This is a genomic window from Rhabdobacter roseus, from assembly GCF_014202275.1.
Classification (GTDB): Bacteria; Bacteroidota; Bacteroidia; order Cytophagales; family Spirosomataceae; genus Rhabdobacter; species Rhabdobacter roseus.
The window spans coordinates 1,100,466-1,124,198 of sequence record NZ_JACHGF010000002.1; the positions used below are offsets into that span (position 1 = coordinate 1,100,466).

22 protein-coding genes are annotated in these 23,733 nt (G+C 48.0%); 10 read left to right on the plus strand and 12 right to left on the minus strand.

Annotation, left to right across the window (positions count from 1 at the left end; all coding sequences use genetic code 11):
- Nucleotides 1-15: 15 nt before the first annotated feature.
- Entirely contained in the window at nucleotides 16-342 is a 327-nt protein-coding gene (locus HNQ92_RS09650; RefSeq protein ID WP_184173548.1) for a DciA family protein, read from the minus strand.
- A gap of 149 nt (nucleotides 343-491) precedes the next feature.
- On the opposite strand from HNQ92_RS09650, the gene HNQ92_RS09655 reads away from it, so the two are divergent.
- From HNQ92_RS09655 to HNQ92_RS09675, 5 genes are all read left to right on the plus strand, one after another.
- Entirely contained in the window at nucleotides 492-1,178 is a 687-nt protein-coding gene (locus tag HNQ92_RS09655) for a response regulator (protein WP_184173550.1), read from the plus strand.
- Between the two features lie 11 nt (nucleotides 1,179-1,189).
- A complete protein-coding gene (locus HNQ92_RS09660; protein ID WP_184173552.1) occupies nucleotides 1,190-2,560 on the plus strand; it encodes a sensor histidine kinase in 1,371 nt (456 codons plus the stop codon).
- Nucleotides 2,561-2,638: 78 nt separating this feature from the next.
- Entirely contained in the window at nucleotides 2,639-3,889 is a 1,251-nt protein-coding gene (locus tag HNQ92_RS09665) for a TolC family protein (RefSeq protein WP_184173554.1), read from the plus strand.
- Nucleotides 3,890-3,891: 2 nt separating this feature from the next.
- Nucleotides 3,892-4,989 carry an efflux RND transporter periplasmic adaptor subunit gene (locus tag HNQ92_RS09670; protein ID WP_184173556.1) on the plus strand — a complete coding sequence of 366 codons (1,098 nt, stop codon included), beginning with the start codon at nucleotides 3,892-3,894 and terminating at the stop codon, nucleotides 4,987-4,989.
- Between the two features lie 4 nt (nucleotides 4,990-4,993).
- Nucleotides 4,994-8,107 carry an efflux RND transporter permease subunit gene (locus tag HNQ92_RS09675; RefSeq protein WP_184173558.1) on the plus strand — a complete coding sequence of 1,038 codons (3,114 nt, stop codon included), beginning with the start codon at nucleotides 4,994-4,996 and terminating at the stop codon, nucleotides 8,105-8,107.
- Between the two features lie 124 nt (nucleotides 8,108-8,231).
- Here HNQ92_RS09675 and HNQ92_RS09680 read toward each other — a convergent pair whose 3' ends face one another.
- From HNQ92_RS09680 to rpoN, 6 genes are all read right to left on the minus strand, one after another.
- Nucleotides 8,232-9,236, minus strand: a complete 1,005-nt coding sequence (locus HNQ92_RS09680; RefSeq protein ID WP_184173793.1) for a 4-hydroxyproline epimerase — start codon at nucleotides 9,234-9,236, stop codon at nucleotides 8,232-8,234.
- A 4-nt stretch (nucleotides 9,237-9,240) separates the two neighbouring features.
- On the minus strand, nucleotides 9,241-10,149 hold the full coding sequence (locus tag HNQ92_RS09685) for a dihydrodipicolinate synthase family protein (RefSeq protein ID WP_343062980.1): 909 nt from the start codon (nucleotides 10,147-10,149) through the stop codon (nucleotides 9,241-9,243).
- Between the two features lie 624 nt (nucleotides 10,150-10,773).
- Nucleotides 10,774-12,222, minus strand: coding sequence for a hybrid sensor histidine kinase/response regulator (locus HNQ92_RS09690; protein WP_184173562.1), 1,449 nt, complete (start codon nucleotides 12,220-12,222; stop codon nucleotides 10,774-10,776).
- 9 nt (nucleotides 12,223-12,231) lie between these two features.
- Nucleotides 12,232-13,734 (minus strand): sensor histidine kinase, encoded by a 1,503-nt coding sequence (locus HNQ92_RS09695; RefSeq protein ID WP_184173564.1) that lies wholly within the window; start codon nucleotides 13,732-13,734, stop codon nucleotides 12,232-12,234.
- A 35-nt stretch (nucleotides 13,735-13,769) separates the two neighbouring features.
- Nucleotides 13,770-15,218 carry a sigma-54-dependent transcriptional regulator gene (locus tag HNQ92_RS09700; protein ID WP_184173566.1) on the minus strand — a complete coding sequence of 483 codons (1,449 nt, stop codon included), beginning with the start codon at nucleotides 15,216-15,218 and terminating at the stop codon, nucleotides 13,770-13,772.
- Nucleotides 15,219-15,259: 41 nt separating this feature from the next.
- A complete protein-coding gene (rpoN, locus tag HNQ92_RS09705) occupies nucleotides 15,260-16,711 on the minus strand; it encodes an RNA polymerase factor sigma-54 (RefSeq protein ID WP_184173568.1) in 1,452 nt (483 codons plus the stop codon).
- Between the two features lie 253 nt (nucleotides 16,712-16,964).
- On the opposite strand from rpoN, the gene HNQ92_RS09710 reads away from it, so the two are divergent.
- Nucleotides 16,965-18,407 carry a sensor histidine kinase gene (locus HNQ92_RS09710; RefSeq protein WP_184173570.1) on the plus strand — a complete coding sequence of 481 codons (1,443 nt, stop codon included), beginning with the start codon at nucleotides 16,965-16,967 and terminating at the stop codon, nucleotides 18,405-18,407.
- Nucleotides 18,408-18,416: 9 nt separating this feature from the next.
- Nucleotides 18,417-18,833: a response regulator gene (locus HNQ92_RS09715; protein WP_221307411.1), complete on the plus strand. Its 417-nt coding sequence runs from the start codon at nucleotides 18,417-18,419 to the stop codon at nucleotides 18,831-18,833.
- On the opposite strand, the gene HNQ92_RS09720 is transcribed toward HNQ92_RS09715, so the two are convergent.
- The 3 genes from HNQ92_RS09720 to HNQ92_RS09730 all read right to left on the minus strand — a co-directional run bounded on the left by HNQ92_RS09720 (nucleotide 18,819) and on the right by HNQ92_RS09730 (nucleotide 20,098).
- Nucleotides 18,819-19,328 (minus strand): hypothetical protein, encoded by a 510-nt coding sequence (locus HNQ92_RS09720; RefSeq protein ID WP_184173574.1) that lies wholly within the window; start codon nucleotides 19,326-19,328, stop codon nucleotides 18,819-18,821. The two genes, HNQ92_RS09715 and HNQ92_RS09720, sit on opposite strands and share 15 nt — an antisense overlap.
- Nucleotides 19,303-19,674, minus strand: a complete 372-nt coding sequence (locus HNQ92_RS09725) for a phage holin family protein (RefSeq protein WP_184173576.1) — start codon at nucleotides 19,672-19,674, stop codon at nucleotides 19,303-19,305. Before HNQ92_RS09725 ends, HNQ92_RS09720 begins: the two co-directional genes overlap by 26 nt.
- A gap of 136 nt (nucleotides 19,675-19,810) precedes the next feature.
- On the minus strand, nucleotides 19,811-20,098 hold the full coding sequence (locus tag HNQ92_RS09730; RefSeq protein ID WP_184173577.1) for a YtxH domain-containing protein: 288 nt from the start codon (nucleotides 20,096-20,098) through the stop codon (nucleotides 19,811-19,813).
- Nucleotides 20,099-20,518: 420 nt separating this feature from the next.
- Here HNQ92_RS09730 and HNQ92_RS09735 point away from each other — a divergent pair, with 420 nt between their 5' ends.
- Nucleotides 20,519-20,875, plus strand: coding sequence for a response regulator (locus HNQ92_RS09735; protein WP_184173579.1), 357 nt, complete (start codon nucleotides 20,519-20,521; stop codon nucleotides 20,873-20,875).
- Between the two features lie 18 nt (nucleotides 20,876-20,893).
- Here HNQ92_RS09735 and HNQ92_RS09740 read toward each other — a convergent pair whose 3' ends face one another.
- Entirely contained in the window at nucleotides 20,894-22,030 is a 1,137-nt protein-coding gene (locus HNQ92_RS09740) for an AI-2E family transporter (protein WP_184173581.1), read from the minus strand.
- 338 nt (nucleotides 22,031-22,368) lie between these two features.
- On the opposite strand from HNQ92_RS09740, the gene HNQ92_RS09745 reads away from it, so the two are divergent.
- Nucleotides 22,369-22,827: a sll1863 family stress response protein gene (locus HNQ92_RS09745; RefSeq protein WP_184173583.1), complete on the plus strand. Its 459-nt coding sequence runs from the start codon at nucleotides 22,369-22,371 to the stop codon at nucleotides 22,825-22,827.
- Nucleotides 22,828-22,911: 84 nt separating this feature from the next.
- The gene (locus HNQ92_RS09750; RefSeq protein ID WP_184173585.1) at nucleotides 22,912-23,139 is read left to right on the plus strand and encodes a hypothetical protein; all 228 of its coding nucleotides are present in this window, start codon (nucleotides 22,912-22,914) and stop codon (nucleotides 23,137-23,139) included.
- 118 nt (nucleotides 23,140-23,257) lie between these two features.
- On the opposite strand, the gene HNQ92_RS09755 is transcribed toward HNQ92_RS09750, so the two are convergent.
- Nucleotides 23,258-23,722, minus strand: coding sequence for a PA2169 family four-helix-bundle protein (locus HNQ92_RS09755; RefSeq protein WP_184173587.1), 465 nt, complete (start codon nucleotides 23,720-23,722; stop codon nucleotides 23,258-23,260).
- Nucleotides 23,723-23,733: the final 11 nt, after the last annotated feature.

The following is a 23,733-nucleotide window of genomic DNA, read 5'->3' on the forward strand; positions in this document are numbered from 1 at the left end:
TAGGCAGGTACCTTCCTAAATAAACACGACATCCCGAATCAGGCCCGGTTTTACTTCGCGGTTGATGAGCTCGATGATTTTGTGCTTGGCCCGTACCAATTCGTCCCGCAGCGGAGCCGACTCAATTTGTAGAAAAAGGATTTGATCCTTTACGTACACTTTGGTAGTTCGGGAGGCAATGGGCTGGCCCATGATGGTACTCCAGTGGGCCGTGAGGTAGGTTTCATCAAAACTATTTTTCAGATGGTACGCATCAAGCATCTGACTAATAGCCTCTTTTAACGGCGTAATGCCGGGCTTCCGCGAAGACTTCTCTTTGTCGAAACGATAATACTGTGCCATAGAACGTAGATGCTCAATACAAATATAGGCAATCTGTTGATAGAAGATGAAGTACCCTCCCCGAATCAGGGTAATACTTATTTCTATCCATACTACTCAAATGGAGTGAGGAAGTTTACTATTTTTACGAAAATCAAAGCGACCAACTGGTGAAGAAAATCCTGATTGTCGAAGATGACCGGCGCATTGCACAAACGATTTATCGAAGCCTTACCGGCGAAGGATACGAAGCCGAGATAGCCTACGACGGCATTACGGGCAAGCAATCGGCCATTACCAAGTACTTTGATCTTATGCTGCTGGACATCAACCTGCCCGGCCTGAAAGGCTACGAGGTGTGTGAGCAAGTGCGAGCGCTTCGCCCTACCCTACCCATCATCATGCTCACGGCCTACGGGGAGATTGAGGATAAAGTACAAGGGCTGGGCAAGGGCGCTGACGACTACCTGGTGAAGCCCTTTGACCTGCGCGAGCTGCTGGCCCGCATCGCCGCCGCGCTTAGGAGGGCCGAGCTGCATAATCCCCCCCGGAAACATACGGTGCTCCGCCTGGCGGATCTCGAACTAAATACGGATACCAAAGAAGTGACTCGGGGAGGGCGCTCCATTGAGCTCACTGCCCGTGAATTTGCCCTGCTGGAGTACCTCCTCCGCAACCGGGGGCACGTGATGTCGAAAATGGACCTGGCCGAGCACGTCTGGAACCTTCGGTTTGACCCCGGCACCAACGTGGTGGAGGTGTACATCAATTACCTTCGTCGTAAAGTAGATAAAGATTTCGACACGAAATTAATTCATACGCGCCCCGGCCTGGGTTACGTGATCAAGGAAGGGTAACCGGGTAGGTTATGAAGATAAAAAACTGGATTGCGCTGCAATTTTCGCTGATCGTAGCCTCCATACTCATCATTTTTTCGGTAGTAGTCTATACTATTTCGGCCAACTACCGTCAGGAAGAATTCTATGATCGGCTGCAAAATAAAGCGCGTACTACCTGCCGCTTGCTGGTGAAGGTGAAAGAGGTTGATAAGAATCTCCTCAAAATTATTGATCAAAATACTCTTACGGCCCTCATCGACGAAAAGGTACTTGTCTTTAATCAGCAAAATGAACTCATCTACTCCAGTGTCGACGATAAGCAAATTACTTTTCGCCCTAGCCTTCTTGAGGAAATACGGCAAAAGAAAGAGCTGGAAATAACCGAAGGTACTAATGAAGTAGTGGGCTTACTCTACGAAGAGGGCCGTGAGCCCCTGGTGGTACTGGCTTCGGCCTACGACAAATTTGGTCAGAGTAAGCTGCGGAACCTTCGTAGTACGCTCTCCTGGGGTTTGGTAGTAGGCATTGGCCTGACGGTAGCACTAGGTATTTACTTTGCCGGCCACGCCCTGAAACCCATCGCTTTGATCAACGAGCAAGTTTCTACCATTACGGCCCGAAACCTCCAGCAACGCCTGGACGAAGGAAACCGGCGTGACGAAATTGCCCAGTTGGCTATTAATTTCAACCATGTACTTCTGCGGCTCCAGCAGGCTTTTGAACAGCAACGAAGCTTTGTTTCGCACGCCTCCCACGAGCTGCGTACGCCTTTGGCCGCCCTGAAGCTGGAAGTACAGCTGGGCCAACAGTATGTTGAGAGCGACCCGGAACTGAACGAAATCTTTCAGAACCTGACTTCCGATACGGATCGCCTCATCAACATCACCAACAGCCTGCTGTTCCTGGCTCGCTCGTTTGAGAATATTGCTCAGATGACCACCCAGCGGGTACGCATCGACGACCTGGTTTTTGCGGCCAAAGATGAATTGCTGGCTACTCACCCTACCGACTACCAGGTACAAATCGAGTTCGATAAAATCCCCGAAGACGAAACGTACACGATCATGATGGGCAACGAAGAACTTTTAAAGCGGGTTTTTCTCAATCTCATGGACAATGCTTGCAAATACTCCCCAAACCATACGGCCTACGTCCGGATCGATGCGGACGAGGAATTTTGTAGCGTTCAGGTAACTGACCAGGGGATTGGTATTGCCTTGGAAGAACTACCCCACATCTTTGCGCCATTTTATAGAGCCTCCAATGCCACCCTTTTTTCGGGTTATGGCATCGGCCTTTCCATTTGTCAACGCATCGTAGAAATCCACGAAGGTACCCTGAACGTCACCAGCCAAAAAGGCCAGGGAAGTACCTTTTCAGCCGTTTTTAGGCACGTTTAGCATTTTAATTTTTTTCTAAGTCTATTCTAAGCTTCGTGTAATGCCCCGCGTACATCTTTGCAAGCCAAATTTGTACACATGCGGTTGCTTAGCGTAGCTTTATTCGTTTTTGTTTCTTTTTCTTTATCGGCCCAGGATACGCTCCGGATTAGCCTGGCGCAGGCGGATAGCCTATTTATACAAAATAACCTGGCTATTCTGGCCGAAAGGTACCGTATTGAGGCCTCGCGGGCCTTTGAGCTACAGGACCGGCTCTGGGAAAATCCTAACCTATTTGTCGAAATCAGTGCCTATAACGGTACCCGAGGCAAAGTGCTAGACGTAGGCCAGCAGGGGCAGAAGATTATTAGCGTGCAGCAGCTGGTCTATACGGCCAGCAAACGAAATAAGCGTGTCGCTCTGGCTGCTGAGTCGACGCGCATGACCGAGTACGAATTTTTCGAACTGATCCGGGCGCTTAAATTTGAACTGAGGGAGCGCTTTTTCGAAACGTATTTCCTCAGTCATACCATTCAGCTTTTCGACGCCCAAATGGCCACCTTGCAAGCGACGGTGGCCGCTTTTGAAAAAGAATACAACCGCAACAACGTAGCGCTCAAAGAGGTACTTCGCCTGAAAGCGCTACTCTTCCAGATCACCAACGACCGCACCACTATTCAATATGAGCTTCTGGATAACCAGCGCGAGCTCCGGAATATCCTGCAGGTAGAGGTACCTATTTCGCCTCGGATCGACTCCGCCCAGCTAAGGCGTTACCGACTGGGTACTTATACGAGCCAAAGTCTCCAGGAAAAAGCCCTGCTTAGCCGCGCGGACCTCCGCATTGCTGAGTCGCTGGCCCGCCAGGCCGAGCTTAATTATTCGTTACAAAAAGCCCTGGCCGTACCGGACCTGCGGCTGGGTGCTACCTACGACCAGGCCGGGAGCTACATCAACAACTACCTGGGTCTCAGTCTCTCAACCGACCTTCCCATTCTGAACCGTAACCAGGGGGCCATTCGGGCGGCCCGAAGCATGATCACGTACCAGAAAACCCTGGAGAACGCACACAAAGCATCCATCCTCAACGAGGTCGAAACCGCGCTTCGGAAGGTACAGGAGGCCGACAAGGTATTTGAAAGCGTAGAAGGCAGCTTTGCGGCGCAGTTTGAGCTACTCAGCCGGGGGATTTATGACAATTTCCAGAAAGGCAACATCACCTTACTTGAATTCATTGATTTTATCGAAACCTACAACGAGAGTATCAAGCAGTTCAACCGCCTTCAGGCCGATCGCATTCGTGTTTACGAGGAATTGAATTATGCCGTAGCTGAAGAACTCTTCAAATAATTATGAAAAAGTACCTACCCCTCAAAGTACTGCTGATCGTATGGCTACCCACGCTCACGCTGCTTTCCTGCCGCGAACACCACGATGAGCTGGACCAGGCTACGGCCTTTATGCTATCAGACACCATGATGCAACGGATCGTGCTCGACGACGTACGTACTGAGCCGATCCGGAATGAGCTGGTGCTGGTAGGTAAGGTCATTCCCGACGAAAATCAGGTCATCAAGGTATTTCCGCTGGTGGGTGGGCACGTGGAGGAAGTAAACGTAGAGCTGGGTGATTTTGTACGCAAAGGTCAGATTCTGGCCGTTATCCGGTCGGGGGAAGTGGCCGACTTCGAGCGCCAGATGATTCAGGCGCAGTCGGACCTGCTGGTAGCCCAAAAGGGCCTGAAAACCGCCGAAGATCTCTTTGAGAGCAAGCTCTCGCCGGAGCGCGACGTCATAGCCGCCCGTCGGGAGGTAGACCGGGCCCAGGCTGAGCTAGAACGCGTCAACGAAATTTTCCGGATCTACGGCCTCGGCAAAAGCTCCAACTACGTCGTGAAGTCACCCATTGACGGATTCATTCTGCAAAAGAACGTCAACCGAGACATGCAGCTGCGTTCCGACAACGCCGAAAGCCTCTTTACCGTCGGGCAGATCGCCGACGTCTGGGCCATTGCCAACGTAAACGAGAGCGATATTCCGCGTATACACCTGGGCATGAAAGCCAGCATCCAGACCATCAGCTACCCCGACGAGCGCTTCGAGGGGGTAGTTGACAAAATTTATAACGTGCTCGACCCCGACACCAAAGCGCTACGCGTACGTATCCGGCTCAAAAATTCGGGTTATAAACTCAAACCCGAAATGCACGCGACGGTCTTCCTGAATTTTGAAGAAAAAGAACAAATGGCCTCCATCCCCGCCGAAGCCGTGATTTTTGACCGAAGCAAGTACTGGGTGATGGTGTTCCGGAGCCGCACCGACATCGAAACCCGTGCCGTGGAGGTATTTCGGACCCTGGCCGACCGCGCCTACATCCAGGCAGGGCTACAGGAGGGCGAGAAGGTCATTTCTAAAAACCAACTGCTAATCTACGACGCGCTGAACGACTAGCTACATGAATCGGTTTGTTAGAGGTATTGTGGGCTTCTCGCTCAAAAACCGCTTTTTTATTTTCTTCATGACGGGCATCCTGGTGGTGTCAGGGGTAGTTAGCTACCTGAATACCCCCCTGGAGGCATTTCCGGACGTAACCAATACCCAGATCATTATCGTGACTGAGTGGAACGGCCGCAGCGCGGAGGAAATAGAGCGCTTCGTGACGGTACCCATCGAGGTCGCCATGAACTCCGTCCAGCGCAAGACCAACGTCCGTAGCATCACGATGTTTGGCTTGTCGATCATCAAAATTATTTTTGATGACGACGTCGACGATTTCTTTGCCCGGCAACAGGTCAACAACCAGCTCCGGACGGTATCGCTGCCCGACGACGTGGAGCCGGACGTGCAGCCGCCCTACGGCCCCACGGGCGAAATCTTCCGTTTTACCCTCGAAAGTAAGGACCGGGACAGCCGCGAGCTCCTTACGATTCATAACTGGGTCATCGACCGGCAGCTACGGAGCGTACCCGGCGTGGCCGATGTGGTGGCCTTTGGCGGCCGGGAGAAAATATACGAAGTGCAGGTGAATCCCACCCAACTGGCTAAATACGACATCACGCCCCTGGATGTCTACCAGGCCGTGACGCGCAGCAACATCAACGTGGGCGGCGACGTCATTGAGCGCAACGGCCAGGCTTACGTGGTGCGAGGCATTGGCTTGCTTAATTCTATTCAGGACATTGAAAACATCATTGTGGAGTACGTCAAAGACTACCCCGTGCTGGTCAAGAACGTAGCCGACGTGCGCGAGTCCAACCAGCCCCGGGTAGGCCAGGTAGGTCTGAACGACAACGACGACGTGGTGGAGGGGATCGTGGTGCAGCGTAAGGGCGAAAACCCCAGCGAGGTACTGGCCCGCGTAAAGGAAAAAATCGAGGAGCTAAATACCAAGGTACTTCCGCCGGACGTCAAGATGGTGACTTTCTACGACCGCGATACGCTCATCAGCTATTGTACCCGCACAGTACTCCACAACCTCCTGGAGGGTATCCTGTTCGTGACCGTGATCGTATTTCTGTTCATGGCCGACTGGCGCACTACCCTCATCGTCTCCATCATCATTCCGCTGGCGCTGCTGTTTGCTTTTTTGTGCCTGAGACTCAAAGGTATGTCGGCCAATCTACTCTCAATGGGTGCGGTCGATTTTGGCATCATCATCGACGGTGCCGTGGTCATGGTCGAGGGTATTTTTGTGTCGTTGGATCACCTGGCGCATAAAGTAGGCATGGCCCGGTTTAATAAACTCGCCAAAATGGGGATTATCAAGAAAACGGGCGGAGAGCTGGGCAAAGCCGTGTTTTTCTCCAAGCTCATTATCATTACGGCCCTCATTCCTATTTTTAGTTTTCAAAAAGTGGAAGGCAAGATGTTCAGCCCGCTGGCTTACACGCTGGGGTTTGCGTTGCTGGGTGCGCTGCTCTACACGCTGACGCTCGTGCCGGTACTTTGCTCCATTTTACTTCGAAAAAACGTACGTGAGAAAAACAATCCGCTGGTCAACTTCTTCGACCGCATCGTGATCCGGGGCTTCGAGTGGTGCTACCGGCGTAAAAAGACGAGCATACTGGCGGCGTTCCTGTTTCTGGGGGGTACTTTGTTTTCGTCAACGCTGCTCGGAACGGAGTTTCTGCCGCAACTAAACGAAGGGGCGCTTTGGGTAGAGGCCAAACTACCCATGAGCAGCTCCCTGAACGAAACCGTCAAGATGGTGAAGGTACTTCGTGCCAAGCTGGCCGAATTTCCCGAAGTCAACGGGGTACTTTCCCAAACCGGCCGCTCCAACGACGGTACTGATCCCTCGGGCTTTTACTACGTGCAGATGCAGGTGAACCTCAAGCCCCAGAATGAATGGACCCGCGCCATCACGACCGACGAACTCATTGAGGAAATGGACACCCAGCTGCGGCAGTTTCAGGGGATCAACTACAACTACTCCCAGCCCATCATCGACAACGTGGCCGAGGCCGTGGCGGGAATGAACGCCAGCAACGCCGTGAAAATATTTGGCGACGATCTGGAGGTTCTTAACGAGAAAGCGGACGAAGTGATTGAGGCCATCAAAGCCGTGCCCGGCGTCAAGGACGTGGGCATACTACGCAACATCGGCCAACCCGAGATGAGCGTGCTTTTTGATGAACAAAAAATGGCGCTCTACGGCGTATCGACGGCCGACGCCCAAGCGGTGATCGAAATGGCCATTGGAGGCAAAACGGCCTCTATTCTGTACGAAGGAGAACGTAAATTTGAGATTCGGCTGCGGTACCAGGAGCAGTACCGGCGCAGCGAGGAAGACATCCAGCGCCTCATGGTACCTACCCTCACGGGCAGTAAAATACCCCTCAAAGAAATTTCCAGTATTCAGAAAGTAACGGGCCCGGCCTTTGTGTACCGCGATAACAACAAACGCTTCATTGGTGTGAAGTTCTCGGTCCGGGAGCGCGATCTGGGAAGTACCATCGCCGAGGCTCAGGAGCGGGTAAGATCCGTGGTGGATCAGCTTCCGAAGGGGTACTCGGTGACCTGGACCGGCGAGTTCGAAAACCAGGTGCGGGCTACGAAGCGGCTCGGCCAGGTAGTTCCCATCAGCCTCATTGCCATTTTTATTCTGCTGTTTATCACCTTTGGCAACGCCAAAGATGCCGGCCTGGTCCTGATCAATGTACCCTTCGCGCTCATCGGGGGTATTCTGGCGCTGCACGTCACGGGTATGAACTTCGGAATCTCGGCGGGGGTAGGCTTCATTGCCTTGTTTGGGATTTGCGTTCAGAATGGCGTCATCTTGATTTCGGTCTTTAACAAAAACCTCTCGAACCGCCTGAGCCTGGACGAGGCCATCCGGGAAGGTGTAAAATCGCGCGTTCGGCCCGTGGTCATGACCGCCCTCATGGCAGCCATCGGGCTGCTCCCCGCGGCCATGTCTACCGGTATTGGCTCCGAAACCCAAAAACCACTCGCCACGGTCGTGATTGGTGGTTTGATCACCGCCACCGTATTGACGCTGCTCGTCTTCCCGATCATTTACGGCTTTTTTCACCGACACAACCGCTACTCGCTCAAAGACCTGAAGTAGGTTTCAGCAGAGGGGGTTAGGTACCTTTCGGATAAAGGGTACTTTTAACCCAAAGGATTTCTTGCAAACAAAAAGAAGTACCTGCTCCGAGGGCAGGTACTTCTTGGGTAGGTACTTAGCAGCCTTAAAGTACCTGAAAACCGTGTACGTAAGGGTCAGCTTCGTCGAAGATGATATGGTTGTAGCCGTGAATGATGGCCCAGCCTTCGATACTCGGCACAATGGCCTCCCGACCGGCCAGCTCGGTTACGTCTTCAATACGCCCGATAAACTTGGAGCCAATGATGCTTTCATGAATAAAGGCATCACCGGGCTTTAGCTTACCCTGGGCGTGCCACTGGGCCATGCGGGCTGAAGTACCCGTACCGCAGGGCGAGCGATCGATGGCTTTATCGCCGTAGAAAACGGCGTTGCGGGCCGTCGAGGCAGGGTCCAGGGTGTCGCCCGTCCAAAGTACGTGGCTTAGGCCCTGGATGGTTGGATTCTCGGGATGTACGAACGTATGGCTGGCGTTGATCCGCTCCCGCACCACGCGCGCCCAGGCCACGAGCTGCTCGGCCTTAAAATGTTGTAAGCCCGCAAAGTTAGGCTGGGGGTCTACGATGGCGTAGTAGTTTCCACCGTAGGCTACATCAACCGTCAAAGTACCTAGGTCGGGGCATTCTACCACAATTCCCTCCGCCGCCAGGTACGATTTGATGTTGGTAATCTTAACGGATTTGACTTTTTTCCCCTCTTGTATATACTCAGCCTTCACCAGCCCGGCGGGTACTTCCAGCCGAAGTACCCCCGGTGTTTTGGGGACTACCAAGCCCTGTTCAATGGCCACCGTAACGGTACCGATGGTACCGTGCCCACACATAGGCAGGCAGCCGGACGTTTCTATAAACAGGATACCCACGTCATTGGCCGGGTCAGAGGGTGGATACAAAATACTCCCCGACATCATGTCGTGGCCACGTGGTTCGAACATGAGCCCCCGCCGAATCCAGTCGTACTCGCGCAGGAAGTGCAGCCGTTTTTCGCTCATGGTACTTCCTTCGAGCCGCGGAATGCTCCCGCCGGTCACGACCCGTACCGGGTTACCACAGGTATGGGCATCGATGCAGAAAAAATGCTGATCGTTCATCGGTTCAAAGCGCCAGGTAGTCTGGAAGTTGGGGTCGAACGGCAAGGGCATCGGTGATGATTTGCTCAACTCGCTCCCGCTCGGCTCCTACCAACGGCAAGCGCGGAGCTCGCACGTGTTCGGTACCCAGGCCGGTATGTACCTCCGCCAGCTTGATGTACTGCACCAGCTTGGGGTGTAGGTCCAGCTCCAGCAGGGGCAAAAACCAACGGAAGAGCGTCCGGGCTTCGTCGAGGCGGCCCGCCTTGACTAGGCGATAGATCGCCACCGTTTCGCGCGGAAAGGCGCATACCAGGCCGGCTACCCAGCCATCGGCGCCCATGACCAGTTCCTCCACCGCCAGGGTATCCACGCCACAAAGTATCTTGATGCGGTCGCCGAAGCGGTTACGAAGGCGGGTTACGTTGGATACGTCCCGGGTCGACTCCTTCACGGCCTGGATGTTTTCAAACTGAAGTAGCTCCTCAAACATGTCTAGGGTCACTTCTATTTTATAATCAATCGGATTGTTGTAAATCATGATCGGAAGCTCCGTCGACCGGGCGATGGTCTTAAAATATTCGGCCGTTTCGCGATCATCGGCTTTGTAGCGCATGGGGGGCAACAGCATGAGTCCGCTTGCGCCCAGCTCGGCCGCATGCTCCGCGATCCGGACGGCTTCTCGCGTGGAGCCTTCGGCAATATTAAGCACCACAGGTACTTTGCCTTCCAGCAGATTGACGGCTCGTTCTACAAGCTCCTCTTTTTCAACGACCGTCAGGGTACTTGCCTCGCCCAGGGAGCCACCCAGGATAATGCCGTCGACGCCGGCTTCGAGTTGGGCCTGTAGGTTATGTTTGAAAGCAGCGTGGTCGAGGGTACCTTCTGCGGTAAATTTGGTAGTGAGGGCGGGAAACACCCCTTGCCAGGATATATTCATACGTGATAAGAGCTAATTGCTGATTGTAGGACAAATGTAGTTTACCCGCCTACCAATCCCTTTACCGATATTCAGGAGTAATCATACAATATTAACCTACATTCTTCTCTTTAGCTTTATTTTCCGGCAATTTTGGTTCTATCTAGCTTATTTTGGGGTACTTTGAAAGCAAAAAGCGATCGAGCGTTGTACTGAAACAACGTTCGATCGCTTTGGATATAGTGCTATTTATGTAACGTTAAAGTTGCTGTGAACAGACTTGCCAGCTGCTTTTCAAAAAACCAAACTGGCTTTCACCACTGAATTTGCCGGGCTTTTTTCTTAAAGTATGTAAAATCAAGCGATGCACTTGATAAATTTCCAGACCGTTGTCTTCTCTTTTTAGGTACTGTCTCTACCCAATAGGCGGCCAAAACACCCGCCGACAGTGAAAGTATAAGGAATATGATGAGTTCCATGGGATATATCGTTTAGTCTACGTTAATGTCATGCACTTATGAAGACTAAAACCATACCCGGATTCCTGAGCGTAATTTTAAGGTGAGGCCGTGTAAAAATTGGGGATTGAATTGCTCAACTGTTTATTTACTTTACCACAAGTACTTTACAGTCCGCTGTTTACACTTCCAAAACGGGTTCCTTTATGGAGAAGCTCACGGTAAAGATAGTACCTGTTCCTTCCTCAGACTGTACATCCACGCGGCCTTTGTGCGACTGTACAATGTTGAGCGTAGTGGCCAATCCAATGCCCATACCGGTTTTTTTACCGGTAAAGTAAGGTTCAAACACTTTACGCATATTTTCTTCGCTAATGCCCGATCCGTTGTCCACGATCAGTACCTGGATATCCTGGTCATACTTGCGCGTAATTACCCTCAAGATACCTTTGCCTTCTTCCATGGCTTCAATAGCATTGGTGATCAGGTTGATAAAAGCAATTTGCAGCGTGGTACTATCCAGAGGAATCACCAGATCGTCGTTTTCATACTCCCGCGATACTTTTATTCTTTTTAATTGGATACGGTCATTGGAAGCCGCCAGTACTTCATCCAGGAGCTGGTTAAGCGATTGTGGAATCAGCGTTATTTCCGTGGGACGCGATGACTGTAGAAGCTGCGTAATAAGATCATTGATCCGACTGCAATTTCGCTTGATAATCTGCGTATAAAATTTTTGATCTTCATCTTCCAGTTCCGACTCCAGCTGTTCGGCGGAAAGATTTACGTTCGTCAACGGATTCCGTATTTCGTGAGCCAGCATCCGAACCAACCGGCTCGTAACGGCCAGCCGTTCTGAAAACAGGCGTTCGCGCTCGGACTGCATGCGGGAGGTAATGTCATGGAGGCGTCCTTGGATGTACTTGCTGTCCATGTCTGACTCCACAGATGCGGAAAAAATACAGTACTTTTTTTCACCCTCTTTGGTAATTAGCCTTACCTCGCGGTCCTGTAAATTATTTCCTTCCTGAATGTAGTTCCAGACCGAAGGTACGTCCGGGCCATCCAGAAGTTCCAAAATGGTTTTCGACTTCAAATCGCTTGCCTTGTAATCGGTTAGTTGCAAGGCAGCTTGATTAAAATCCAGGATTTTGCCGGACAGATCACTAATAAAGAGCATATCCATGGACTCTTCAAAAATGCGCTTGTAGCGCCGCTCACTTTGGCGAAGGGCTTTAAGTACCTTGGTTCTTTCGAGCGAATACCGGATACTTCTTTCCAGAGAAGTTGGTTCCAACTCGCTCTTGATCAAGTAATCGGCCGCACCCAGTCGGAGCGCTTCCACGGCTACCTTTTCGTCTCCCCGGCCCGTCAGAAGAATGATGGGCTCTTCGCACTCATTCTTTAGTGCTTCGGCTAGCAAGTCAATGCCCGTCCGATCACCCAATAAAAAATCAAATACGTAAAGATCGTGTCGGCATGTACGCAGGCATTCTACGGCTTCCTGGTAGGTAGGGCACCAGGTAAGCTGGAAATTCCATTGATACAAATCCTTGAAACAAGCACTCGTTAATAAATAGTCGTCTTCATCATCATCGACTAGCAATACGCTAATGGGCTTATCCTGCATGGGGGTACATTATGATTGAGAAGTGGGCAAAAGGATTGTAAAGGTGGCACCTTCTTCCGGTATACCATACGCTTCGATGGATCCTTGATGATTCTCGATTACTTTTTTGCAAACTGAAAGCCCAATGCCCGCTCCTTCAAATTCAGAGCGTCCTCTTAGTCTTTGAAACAAAGTAAAAATACGGCTTGACTGATCGTTTTGAAAGCCAATCCCGTTATCTTCAATAAGAATACGGATGTACGATTTGCCGAGCAGGGTACCTTGTTGCTCACCAACCTCATTGGGTTTGAGTGCTTCTGCCTTAATAGTAATGATTGGCCTTACTTCACGTCTAGTAAATTTCAGCGAGTTGGAGAGCAGATTCATAAATAGCTGAGACATCTGAGAAGGAATGGCGTCTATCTCCGGCAGATCTCCCATTTTTACCACCGCATTCTTTTGTTGAATGGTAACCTCCAGGTCGCTGATTACACTCTTGAGAATGGTATTGAGGTCTGTACGAACAAAACCATCCTTGGTGCGGGCCACGCGCGAAAACTCCAGGAGGTTGTCGATCATCTCTTGCATACGCCTGGTGGCGTTCAGGATTCGGTCTAGGTAAAGTGCCTGCTCTTCGTTAAGTGCTCCCCGGCTCCGGCTGTCGAGCCGCTCGCCAAAGGAGACGATTTTGCGAAGGGGTTCCTGCAAATCGTGGGAAGCTACGTAGGCAAATTGTTCTAAATCAGCGTTGGATTTATTCAGATCAAGTACTTTACCTTCCAGTTCGTTTTGAATTAATTTGAGCGAAGTGATGTCAAAGATATTACCCATGTAGATGGCTCTGCCTTTCGTCTCGTCCAGTACCTTTTGACCTCGTACCATTACGTAGCGCTCTTCCTTCTCGGCTGTAATGATTCTGGCCTCAAACGTATAGGTGGATTGCTCCAGTACCTCCGTAACAGTGTTAGGTACGATCTCTAGGTCGTCTGGGTGCAGGTGGCTTTTTAGTAATTGGTAAGTAATAGCCCCTTGAAAACTGTCCACATCGTAGCCAAGCATGTAGTATACGCCATCAGACCATCCGATCTCACCCGTTTCGGGGTCCCAGGTCCAGCTGCCAAAGCGCATGGTTTTCTCAGCTTCCCGCAGCAGTCTAAAATCAAATTTATTTTTACTTTCTAATTGCTTTCTTTGGGAAATATCCGTCAGCGTACACAAAAAATGATTCTCGTCAACGGCTACATTACTAATCCGGCACCAGGTATGGGACCGCTTAAAAAAAACTTCTGTATCTGTATCATGCACTGGGCCAGGTACCTCATTCCCTTCTCCAACAAATTTTGACCATTCCATTCCACTCAACGACCCATAACCCGTTAGGGTACGCGCAGATTTGTTATCTACCGTACACACAATACGCTCCCTTTGCTCATCCAGGTTCTTTTCTTTTTTAAAAAGAACCAATCCGCTCGTAGAGGCATTCAATAAGTCATTTATGCCGAATGAGTGGAATATCTTTTTCAAATCCGTCATTTTGGTACTCGCTTTTGAAAATCAAACTTCTTTTTTTATTGGAGGTCAAATTGTTTCATTTTGTTATAGAGTGTTTTACGGTCAATATTAAGTAGTCGGGCCGCTTTACTTTTATTGAAATTGACCTGGCGAAGCACCTGCATGATCATGTCATATTCGGCTTCGTTAGCAACCGTTTTCAGGCTAGGCTTGGTGTCTACTTCACGTATTTCCTCTTCTATTTTCAGGGGAACAAAATCACCCTCTAAGTCTTTTATTTTCTGATAGTTAGCTATTTCAAAAGGCAATGATTTTTCTTCTATATACTCGCCATCACTCAGCAGTGTAGCACGCTTGATGACATTCTTTAACTCTCTTAAATTTCCGGGCCATTCGTAATTCATAAAGTCCTCAATGACCTGATCCGAGAAACCCTTCACGGATTTATTAAGCTCTGCGTTGGTATTTTGCAAAAAGTACTCCGTAAAAAGCAGCAGGTCTTCTTTCCGCTCCCGGAGCGCAGGTACCTCAATCGTGAACTCATTGAAACGATAATAGAGATCTTCTCTGAACTTGCCCTTATGGGCGGCCTCCATCAACCGCTCGTTGCTGGCCACAATGATTCTTACATCCAGGTCTATCTCTTTATTGCCACCGATGCGCCGCATTTTTCGCTCCTGTACTACCCGCAACAGGGCCATCTGAATTTCGTACGAAAGGTTCGAAACTTCATCCAGAAACAAAGTACCTCCGTTGGCCATTTCGAAGTGCCCGATTTTGGTTTGCAAAGCCCCTGTAAACGAACCCTTTTCGTGGCCAAACAGCTCACTTCCAGCTAGTTCTTTAGAGATCGCTCCGCAGTCCATCGCCACAAATGGTTTATTCTTCCGGGTAGAACGGCTGTGAATCTCGTGCGCAATGGCCTCTTTCCCAGATCCGCTTTCGCCATAAATAATAACGCTGAAGTTGGTAGGAGCTACCAAGTCGATCTGCCGATACAATTCATCGGCGATCTTACTTCTTCCGATAATATATCCTGACTTCAGCTGTACGGGCGACTTTCCGTTGCTGCTGTCTTTTCTTTTAAAGGTACTTTCTGATTCAACACCGGATAACTCGGGCTCTACTTCGTCTCCTCCTTCTTCGGCATCTTTCAGGGCTTTTTTTACCGTTACCAGAATTTCATCCGGAAAAAGGGGCTTGGTAATGTAATCATACGCGCCCTGTTTCATCACGTTAACGGCAATTTTGATGTCTGAGTAGCCCGTAATGATGAGGACAGGGACGTTAGGTAGCTTGGACTTGATGTTCACAAGGAGCTCAGATCCGGTAATGTCCCCTAGACGAAAGTCAGTCATGACCAGGTCAGGCTTAAAGTCGTCAACCATTTGTAGCCCTTTCTTTCCGGTTTGGGCGGTTTCTACCAGGAAATCATTTTTTGATAAGAAGCGCTTGAGAAGCATGCAAATATCTGCCTCATCGTCAACAACAAGTATTTTTTTCATAATGGTTAACTAGGTACAAGAATAGAGTAGGGAGTAAACTACTAAATGGTAACTCGAAGCCTTGCCGTAGGGATACTTAGTTGATCCCGGTACTTGGCAACTGTTCTTCTCGCCACGTTGTATCCTTTCTCGGCCAGCATGTCTGTAATTTGTTGGTCGTTAAAGGGATGGCGCTTATCTTCGGATTCCACAATTTCGCGTATAGCTTCCTGAATAGCCCGGTTCGAAACTTCTGTTCCGTCTTCCGTAGCCACCCCTTCGGTAAATAGGTCTTTTAATAAAACGATGCCAAATGGTGTCTGGACATACTTGTTGGTCGTTACACGGGAGACCGTCGAAATATCCATATCAATAATTTCGGCTACATCCTTCAGGATCATGGGTTGCAACTTTTTTATGTCGCCGGTCTGAAAGTAATCGAATTGAAGCTTCACGATGGCCCGCAGGGTACTCAGCATCGTATTTTCCCGCTGCTTGATGGCATCTATAAACCAGCGGGCGGAGTTGATCTTATTACGTAGAAACTGATTGGTCGCCTTATCGTTTTTTTGCTCCGCCATTTGGGTAAATAGCTTACTCATTCGCAAGGCAGGACTGTTACCCCAGGCAAGTTGTACTTCAATTTCACCGTCATCCGTATAGCGAAGCAAGAAGTCGGGTTTAATGTTGTCATTGGTTGGGGTATCGTTTCGTAACCCCGAAGCAGGTTTAGGATTGAGCGAGGTAATGGTATGGATTGCCTTTTTAAGGTCCTGCTCCTCAATCTCGAGCACACGCATGATTTTTTCGTAATTTCGGGCTCCGAGTTCTTCAAAGGTGTCAGAAACAATCCTGTAAGCCAGCTTCCAAGTTTCATCTTTGGTAGGCAGACGGTCCAGCTGAATCAGTAAGCATTCTCTGAGATCCCGGGAGGCAATCCCGGGTGGGTCAAGCTGTTGAATAACCCTTAGCATGGACTCTACTTCCTCCATGTCAATGAACATGCTGTTAGCAAAGGAGATATCGTCCGCAATGACTTCGCAATCCCTCCTTAAAAAGCCATCCTCATCCAGGGAGTCTAACACGAAATCAGCTATAAGCTGCTGCCGGTCGTTCAGTTGAAGAAAATGAATTTGTTCCTTAAGCTCATCCCGAAACGAGATTGTCTCCACCATAGGCCTGGAATAGAGATCATCATCGGCCGAAAAGTTGTTGGAGTACGTTTTATAATCCGGAATGTCGTCGTCTCTGAACTCATCCCAATCGTAGTAGTCTTGTACTTCTGGGGTTTCTTCTCCGTTGGCACCGATGGTATCACCCGGGTCTGCAAAGTCTTCGGTCACTTCCTCCGTACTTGCTTCCTCTTTACCTTCCTCCAGCACGGGGTTCTCTTCCATCTCCTCTTTGATTCTATTTTCCAACTCCAGGGTTGTTAGGTGGAGAAGGTTAAGCATTTGTATTTGTAAGGGAGAGTATTTCAACGTTTGACGTTGAACTTGGGCTTGTCTCTGCATATACTAAAACAATTTTGGGTAGTGGGTAAAATATTGGTTCCACCTTTGCCTTAAGGAAGGAATTACTATTATTTTTTTATCTTTGATTTGCTTTGGTACTATCTTACAGACCCTTAAAAAAAGAAGATTTTTTGCTACTATTTTTTGTGCCTACAGCCCAACGGCAGCTACTATCCTATTAATCAAATTGAGTGCGCAATAGTTTCCACATATTGAGCAAATACATACATACCGTCAAATTCACAAATTTTTGATGAAACTTTCTTCTTTACGCTTACTAGACAGAACATTAAGTGAACTACAGCTTACTTGGGCCATACGCTTTCTGTTTGGCATTTCCATTGCCCTCATTGTAGCTTTATCGTACAGTTATCATACCATCAACCGTGAACTCGTATACTATGCCGGTCGGGTCGATCACACACAGGAAGTACAAATTACCATCCAGAAGATTGCCTCTTCTGTATTTATTACCGACTACCATCTTAAGAACTACCTCTTGCTAGGGGGCGAAGACAGTAAAAATGAAGCCCGTCAGCAGTTAAAAATTCTCCCGGTTTTTACTGATCTGCTCGACAGCCTGGTAGATGATAACCTTGCTCAAAACAAACGAGCTCAAACCTTGAGGGGTGAGCTAAGGGCATTTTCCCGCACTGTCGACTCCCTTGTAACTCATGCGTTGCCCATCGACCAAGCTTCACAACTGTTGTCGCTACGGGTAGATACCAAGCAACTTAACCGAATCAACCAGACGCTTCATGACATGACTTCGGTAGAAATACTGCTAATGGAAAATCGGATCAAAAGCCGCGACAATTACGAGCAGCAGGTATACCGGTTTAATTGGGTTATCATGGTTGTTGCGCTTCTTTTCCTCTCTTCTTCCTTTATCTTGCTCGACCGGGAGCTCCGGCGCAACAAGATGTACCGATTAGAGTTAGAAAACAAGATACAGAACTTAAACCGCTCGAATGAAGAACTGGAACAGTTTGCCTACGTAGCCTCTCATGACTTACAAGAGCCCCTGCGAAAAATCCGTTCCTTTTCTGACCGCATTGTATCCCAGCACGCTCCAAGCCTTCCCCAGGAAGTACGGTATATGCTGGAGAAGATTGACGTTTCTGCCAAAAGAATGCAGCTACTTATTGACAACTTGTTGTCTTTTTCTAGGATTGTCCGAACGAATTACAGCCCCAAGCTGACCAACCTTAACACTATCCTACTGGAAGTAAAAAACAATTTATCCGAAACCATTAAAGAAAAAGAGGTCAAAATCAAGAGCCAGGACTTGCCTACGGTAGCAGCTTACCCTATGCAGATGGTACAGCTGTTTCAGAACCTGATTTCCAATTCCATTAAGTACTCTAAAGACGGGCAATTCCCAGAAATTGCTATAAATTACCGCCTTGCGCATGGAACGGACATACCTACTGTTAACCCCTCCCATCGGGAGCTCCAGTTTCACCTCATCGAATTCATCGACAATGGGATAGGCTTCAGTCCGGAATATGCTGACAAGATATTTGTTATCTTTCAAAGATTACACGGTAGGGACCAATACGAGGGTACGGGAATCGGCCTGGCTATTTGCCGCCGGGTAGTATCGAATCACAATGGATATTTAATAGCGGAAGGAAAAGAAGGAAAAGGGGCCAAGTTTTGCTTATATTTGCCTCTGCAACCAATCTTTAATTAGAAGCGGTATATGATTGACCACAGCATACTCATGGCTGATGATGATGCGGACGACCGATTTTTGGTCCAGGCGGCTTTCGAAGACAACAACATACCCTACAATGTACTTTTTTTCGAAGACGGAGAGCAGCTATTGACCCACCTCAAAAATAAAATGAACGAAGTAGCTCCTTCGTTCATTTTACTGGATCTTAATATGCCCAAGCGGGATGGCCGAGATGTACTAAAAGTGCTCAAGGCTGATAGTAGACTTCGCTCTATACCTATCATTATTTTTAGTACCTCCAAAGCCCCAGATGACGTAGATTCGTCGTATAGGCTCGGTGCCAACAGCTACGTAGTAAAGCCTACCAGCTACGAGCATCTTAAAGATGTGATTCTAAAAATCAGTGACTTTTGGCTCAATACTGCCCTAACTCCTTCCTAATTGATCGGTGCCATACACGTCTACTCCTGAACTAGGGCTTTCGATAGGTACAGCAACTCCTGCTTCACTGGCATCAGTGTAAACGGCTGCCGGAAGCGCCAATCGCTCTACATCTTCCGTGGGTTCATCATCCTCCGTAACCTCTTTCAACCATCTCAGGCCGGTCAACAACCACTCATCTCCGTGGCGATGAGTATAGTTTAGTATGGTATTCTGAACCAAATGGGGGACCAGAAAATTGAGGGGGATGGGTAATCGACGAAGAATGGTCTTGCCTAAAAGAGCGTTGACGCCAACCTGGACGCTTTTACCTACCATTCCCTGATAACGGTTCGTGAACACATTTCCAAGTAAGTACGTAATACGTCTGATTGGCTTAGCCTCATCCAGCCAGGCTTCCTTATCAAGCGTTAATCTTGACTTCGCTATTTGCAAATCATTGTGAGCCTGTGCTTGTTGAGCTCGAAGATCATCCACTGATTTTATCGTCATCATCTTTGTAAAAAGTTGCTAAAAGGTAATTCATGATCGGGAAGAATAGCAATTTCATGCGATTGCTAAATATGATGATCCCAATGAGCGCGTACAATAGCGCCACAATAAGAAATCCTACTGCTACATTATTTAGTAGACCTCCAAGTGCCAGAGCGATTGAGACGCTGATAAATAACAGGAAGAAGATAGCCAGGACTCCCAATACAATTCCAACTACAAAGGCTGTAGCGGCTCGGGCAGTTCGATCTGACAGCTTAAGGGCTATCAGGTTCCAGCGGGCTTCCGCATACCCAACCGCGTGGTTAAGCGTTTCTTCTGCCTTGGTCTTTGCATCGTCAAATAACATCGCTTTTGTAAAAGTTTAGATAGATAATGAAAAGAGGTTTGGCTGTAAACTTATAACTACTGAACGATGAGCCTCTTCATTTACAGGGGCTTATATCGTCCAGTAGCATAATGATAAGAACAGCTATACTACACTACTATTTAGCTTTGTTGACTGCCGTTTGGGCGGTGTCAATAGCATCCTCGGTCGAAGCCAGCGCCTCATCTTTGTATTTTTCTCCTTTGATTTTCACTTGCTCCGCTGCGTCAAGTACTTTACCTTTGCCTTTTTCAAGAGCATCGATCATGTCTGTCGCCCAGTCATTGGCAGATTTCTTTATTTTCTTACGCATTTTTTTACCGTCCTCTGGTGCTACCAAAAGTCCTATAACTGCTCCTGCTGCCGCAGCTGTAACAATGCCCCAAAATACTTTACCGTTAATCATGTCTTTTCCTTTTTGAAGTTAAACTATTGGATTTACCTTTCTAACGTAAGTGTATAAACCCCGTTCCATAGGGGGGCTGCTCGGTATACAATGGCACCCCTACCCTTTTTCGTGAACTCCCTTCTACATACTGGGGAAAGTAGTACCGACTTCCGAGCCAGTGAAGTCTGGGGAGAGCAATCTGTTTCTGGCAAGATTATTTAAAAGTTATTGTATAGTTTTTTTCTAATAATCCCAAAAGCCGCTGTATTTCCATTTAGTAGCATGTAGTAGCCTTGTTTTACTTATCCAACTGTCTTATTCAGACGCCTCATGCATACACTGAGGAAACCACTGGTCGTAAAATTTTATACTAAATGAATGGTAAATCAGCGCTCAATACCCTCCTAACCGTGATTTACTTTTTACCTTGTAAAATGTATGAAAATAGTCATTATTGAAGACGAGGTTGACCTAGGCATTTTGATGCGTAAATTTTTACAGCGTCAAATCCAGGACTCCTCATCCAATAGTATAAAGATCGCGACTACCCTAGCCGATGGGCTAGCCTTTATAGAAGAAATTAAACCTAACTGGGTACTATTGGACAATAATCTACCGGATGGTAAGGGGCTGGATAATATTGAATCCATCAAGGCATTTGAGAGCAATCCTCACATCATTATGATGAGTGCCATGACCAATCTGAGGGAAGAGGCCATTCGTAGAGGTGCTGATCACTTCCTGGACAAACCTATAAGCTTCACAGAAATTAAAAAAATTCTGGAGGCCGAATAAAAATACACTTCCCAGGACTCAGATAGCTTCTTTAACCGAATCCGCTACCTCGTCGGTAATCAATTCGGGATTCTCGGCTGTATGTTCTTCTACTACCCTACGCGATTCTTCCCGAACAGGCTCACCAATCAAATAGCCGAAAGGTTTTAAGCTTTCGGAATGATCAAAAACTACCTTAAGAATGGCAATCATCGGCAGCGATAGCATCATGCCCGCGATTCCCCATATCACGCCCCCGAGCAAAAGCCCAATGATGGCCACCAACGGGTTGATGCTAATCTTTGAACCTACAATGTAAGGGGTAATAAAATTACCTTCCAGAAACTGGATAAAGAGGAAAGCTCCCGCTACGCCTACTCCGTACATGGGAGAATCTTTAGTAATAAAGGCCATCAAAATAGGTAGCAAAGAGCCGATTAACACACCTATATAAGGAATAAGTAGCAGCAGCGCCGCAAAAAAGCCAAAGAACACGGCATAATTGATATCCAAGATCAACAGGCTTATTGTATTGAGTGACCCTACTATAACCATTACGATAAATAAACCTGATAGGTAGTTGTGAACGACATCACAGATTCGAAAAAGTACCGTATTTACCCGCTGCTTCTCCGATTTTGCCATTACCTTATATACAAATTCACAAAAGAAGCTGCGGTAATAGAGCATGAAGAACATATATAACGGAATGAGAATAACGTCAGCGAGGGTACTTGTAGTCTTGAGTAGAGCGGCCGATCCCCCTCCGCTTAGAAAGGCCATAGACATTTCTTGCAGCTTGGTTATCTGACTTTGCGGCCTCAGGCCAAAAAGTCGGTAGGCCCAGTTTTGGAGCTGGGTAAACCACAGAGTACCTTTTCTTTTGAGATCCGGCCAGACGTCCAACATATCAGAAATCTGCATGGTAGCAAAATAGATGATACCGGCAATCAGCCCCAGAAAAAGAACTATGGTAAGGATAATGGAAGCGATTTTGGATAGTCCCTTCTCTTCTAATTGAATAGTGATGGGCGACACCAGAATGGATAGAAGAACCGATATAAGAATAGGTACCAGTAAGCCTCTCAGAAAAATCATCCAGTAAACGCTCAGGGTTATGATGATCATCGCTGCGGCCAAGCGTAGCAAATTGGAGAGTGGCGGAGAAGAGTTCATACTGGCTGGTTTGCTTTTCTTTCTATATTAGCTAAATTCCCAGGCCACGGCTATCTAGCTAAATAGTGCTAAATCCAGCATCGTACCGCTGAGTACATTATTCCTCATCTTGCCTAGCTTCTCCCCATGTTTGGTCGCTCAGAATGGTACGGGGCGGCTAGCTTGGTAGTCTTACTGTCCATCTCTGCAGAGAGCCGCATTTAGCGTGGCCCCTGGTTAAATGCTTTTCTGAATTCTTCTGGTATTTTTTTTTAGTATAGCCTCGTACAGGGCTAACTTTTAGTAGTTGTTACTTTGGGTTATCAATAAACGTATATTCCTATAAACTTCTCTTACGTATGAAAAAGAATCCATTGGCTACCATCCTACTCCTCTCTTTTGGGCTCATCACCTGGACCGGATGTACGGACAATCAACGCGATAAAACCGATGATACCTTAGCCCAAACTGAAGAAGAGGCTCAGGAGGGATTTCAAGAGGCCAAAGAAGACCTAAACGCCAGTACGAAGAATCTCCAAAGCAACTGGCAGGAAGAAAAAGCTGAGATGAAGATTAAGATCAACAAAGCGATTGATGATCTGGACCGTAAAATGGAAGATATCGACGGTAAGATAAGCACGGCTACTGCCAAAGAAAAGGAACGCTGGCAGGCGCGAAAAAAAGAGCTTCGAGAAGAGCGCGGCGAACTCAATACCAAGCTAAAAAGCCTTCAAAGCAAAACCGAGGAGGGCTGGACGAGCTTCAAGACGGACGTGCAGAATAGCATTAATAGAATAAAGAGAGACACCATTAACTAGCTTACACTACCTTCTTTACCAGTTCACTAGCGTATCGGGTAAAGAAAGAATGTACTACGAAACACAATTCAATAATTAAGTGCAATGAAAGACTTATTTTCGAAGACCTCCACCTACGTACTTGGAGGAGCCATTATTCTTTTGGTCGTTGTTGTCCTAGCTGTTTTTTATTTCCAGGGTAACCGTAAAAATACCGTACGGCAAATTTATGTCACCCCTGGAACCGTACCATCAGATACCATCGTGGGCGACCTACCTAAGGAGAAAGCCGACAGCATTCATCTGGAAAACCTCACCAATAGCACTCGGTAGGGTACTTTGTAGCCCCGCAATCCCCACAGACTACATTAGTAAGAGAAGTAAATAAGCAGCGGGAGGAATAAAGCGTTGATTAACGCTTTATTCCTCCCGCTGCTCTACTTCAAGCTATTCAGTTGATTTTTTCTACTTGTCTTAAGGAGTGTATTCGCTCGCAGGCAACCTTAATATCTTGCTGCTGACGGGCTATCACGTGTCTGAGCTCAATGGGTAGTATTACTTCTTCGGAAGTCAGGAGCTTGTCGTATTCCTGAATAATGGCATTTTCACCAAATTCACAGGAGTCAAGAATCGACCCGGTATTTGGGCTAGTCATTGAAGCTTTTAAGTCTAGCCATACCTTATGGATTTGCCCCAAAAAGGTATTCTCCGGCGGAATTAAGCCTCCGTAGTTGATCATTTCGCTGTTAAGTTCCGCTTTGAAATGATGGCTCTGATCGGAATAAAAAGAGAATAACCTTTTCAGCTCCGGGTTTTCGGTATCTTCCTGAGCTCGGGTATATCCCTCAATCCGATCCGCATTTAGCTTAATTAAGTTTTCGAGTATGTCCCTTATATCTTTATTTAAATTCGCCATGATGAGGTACT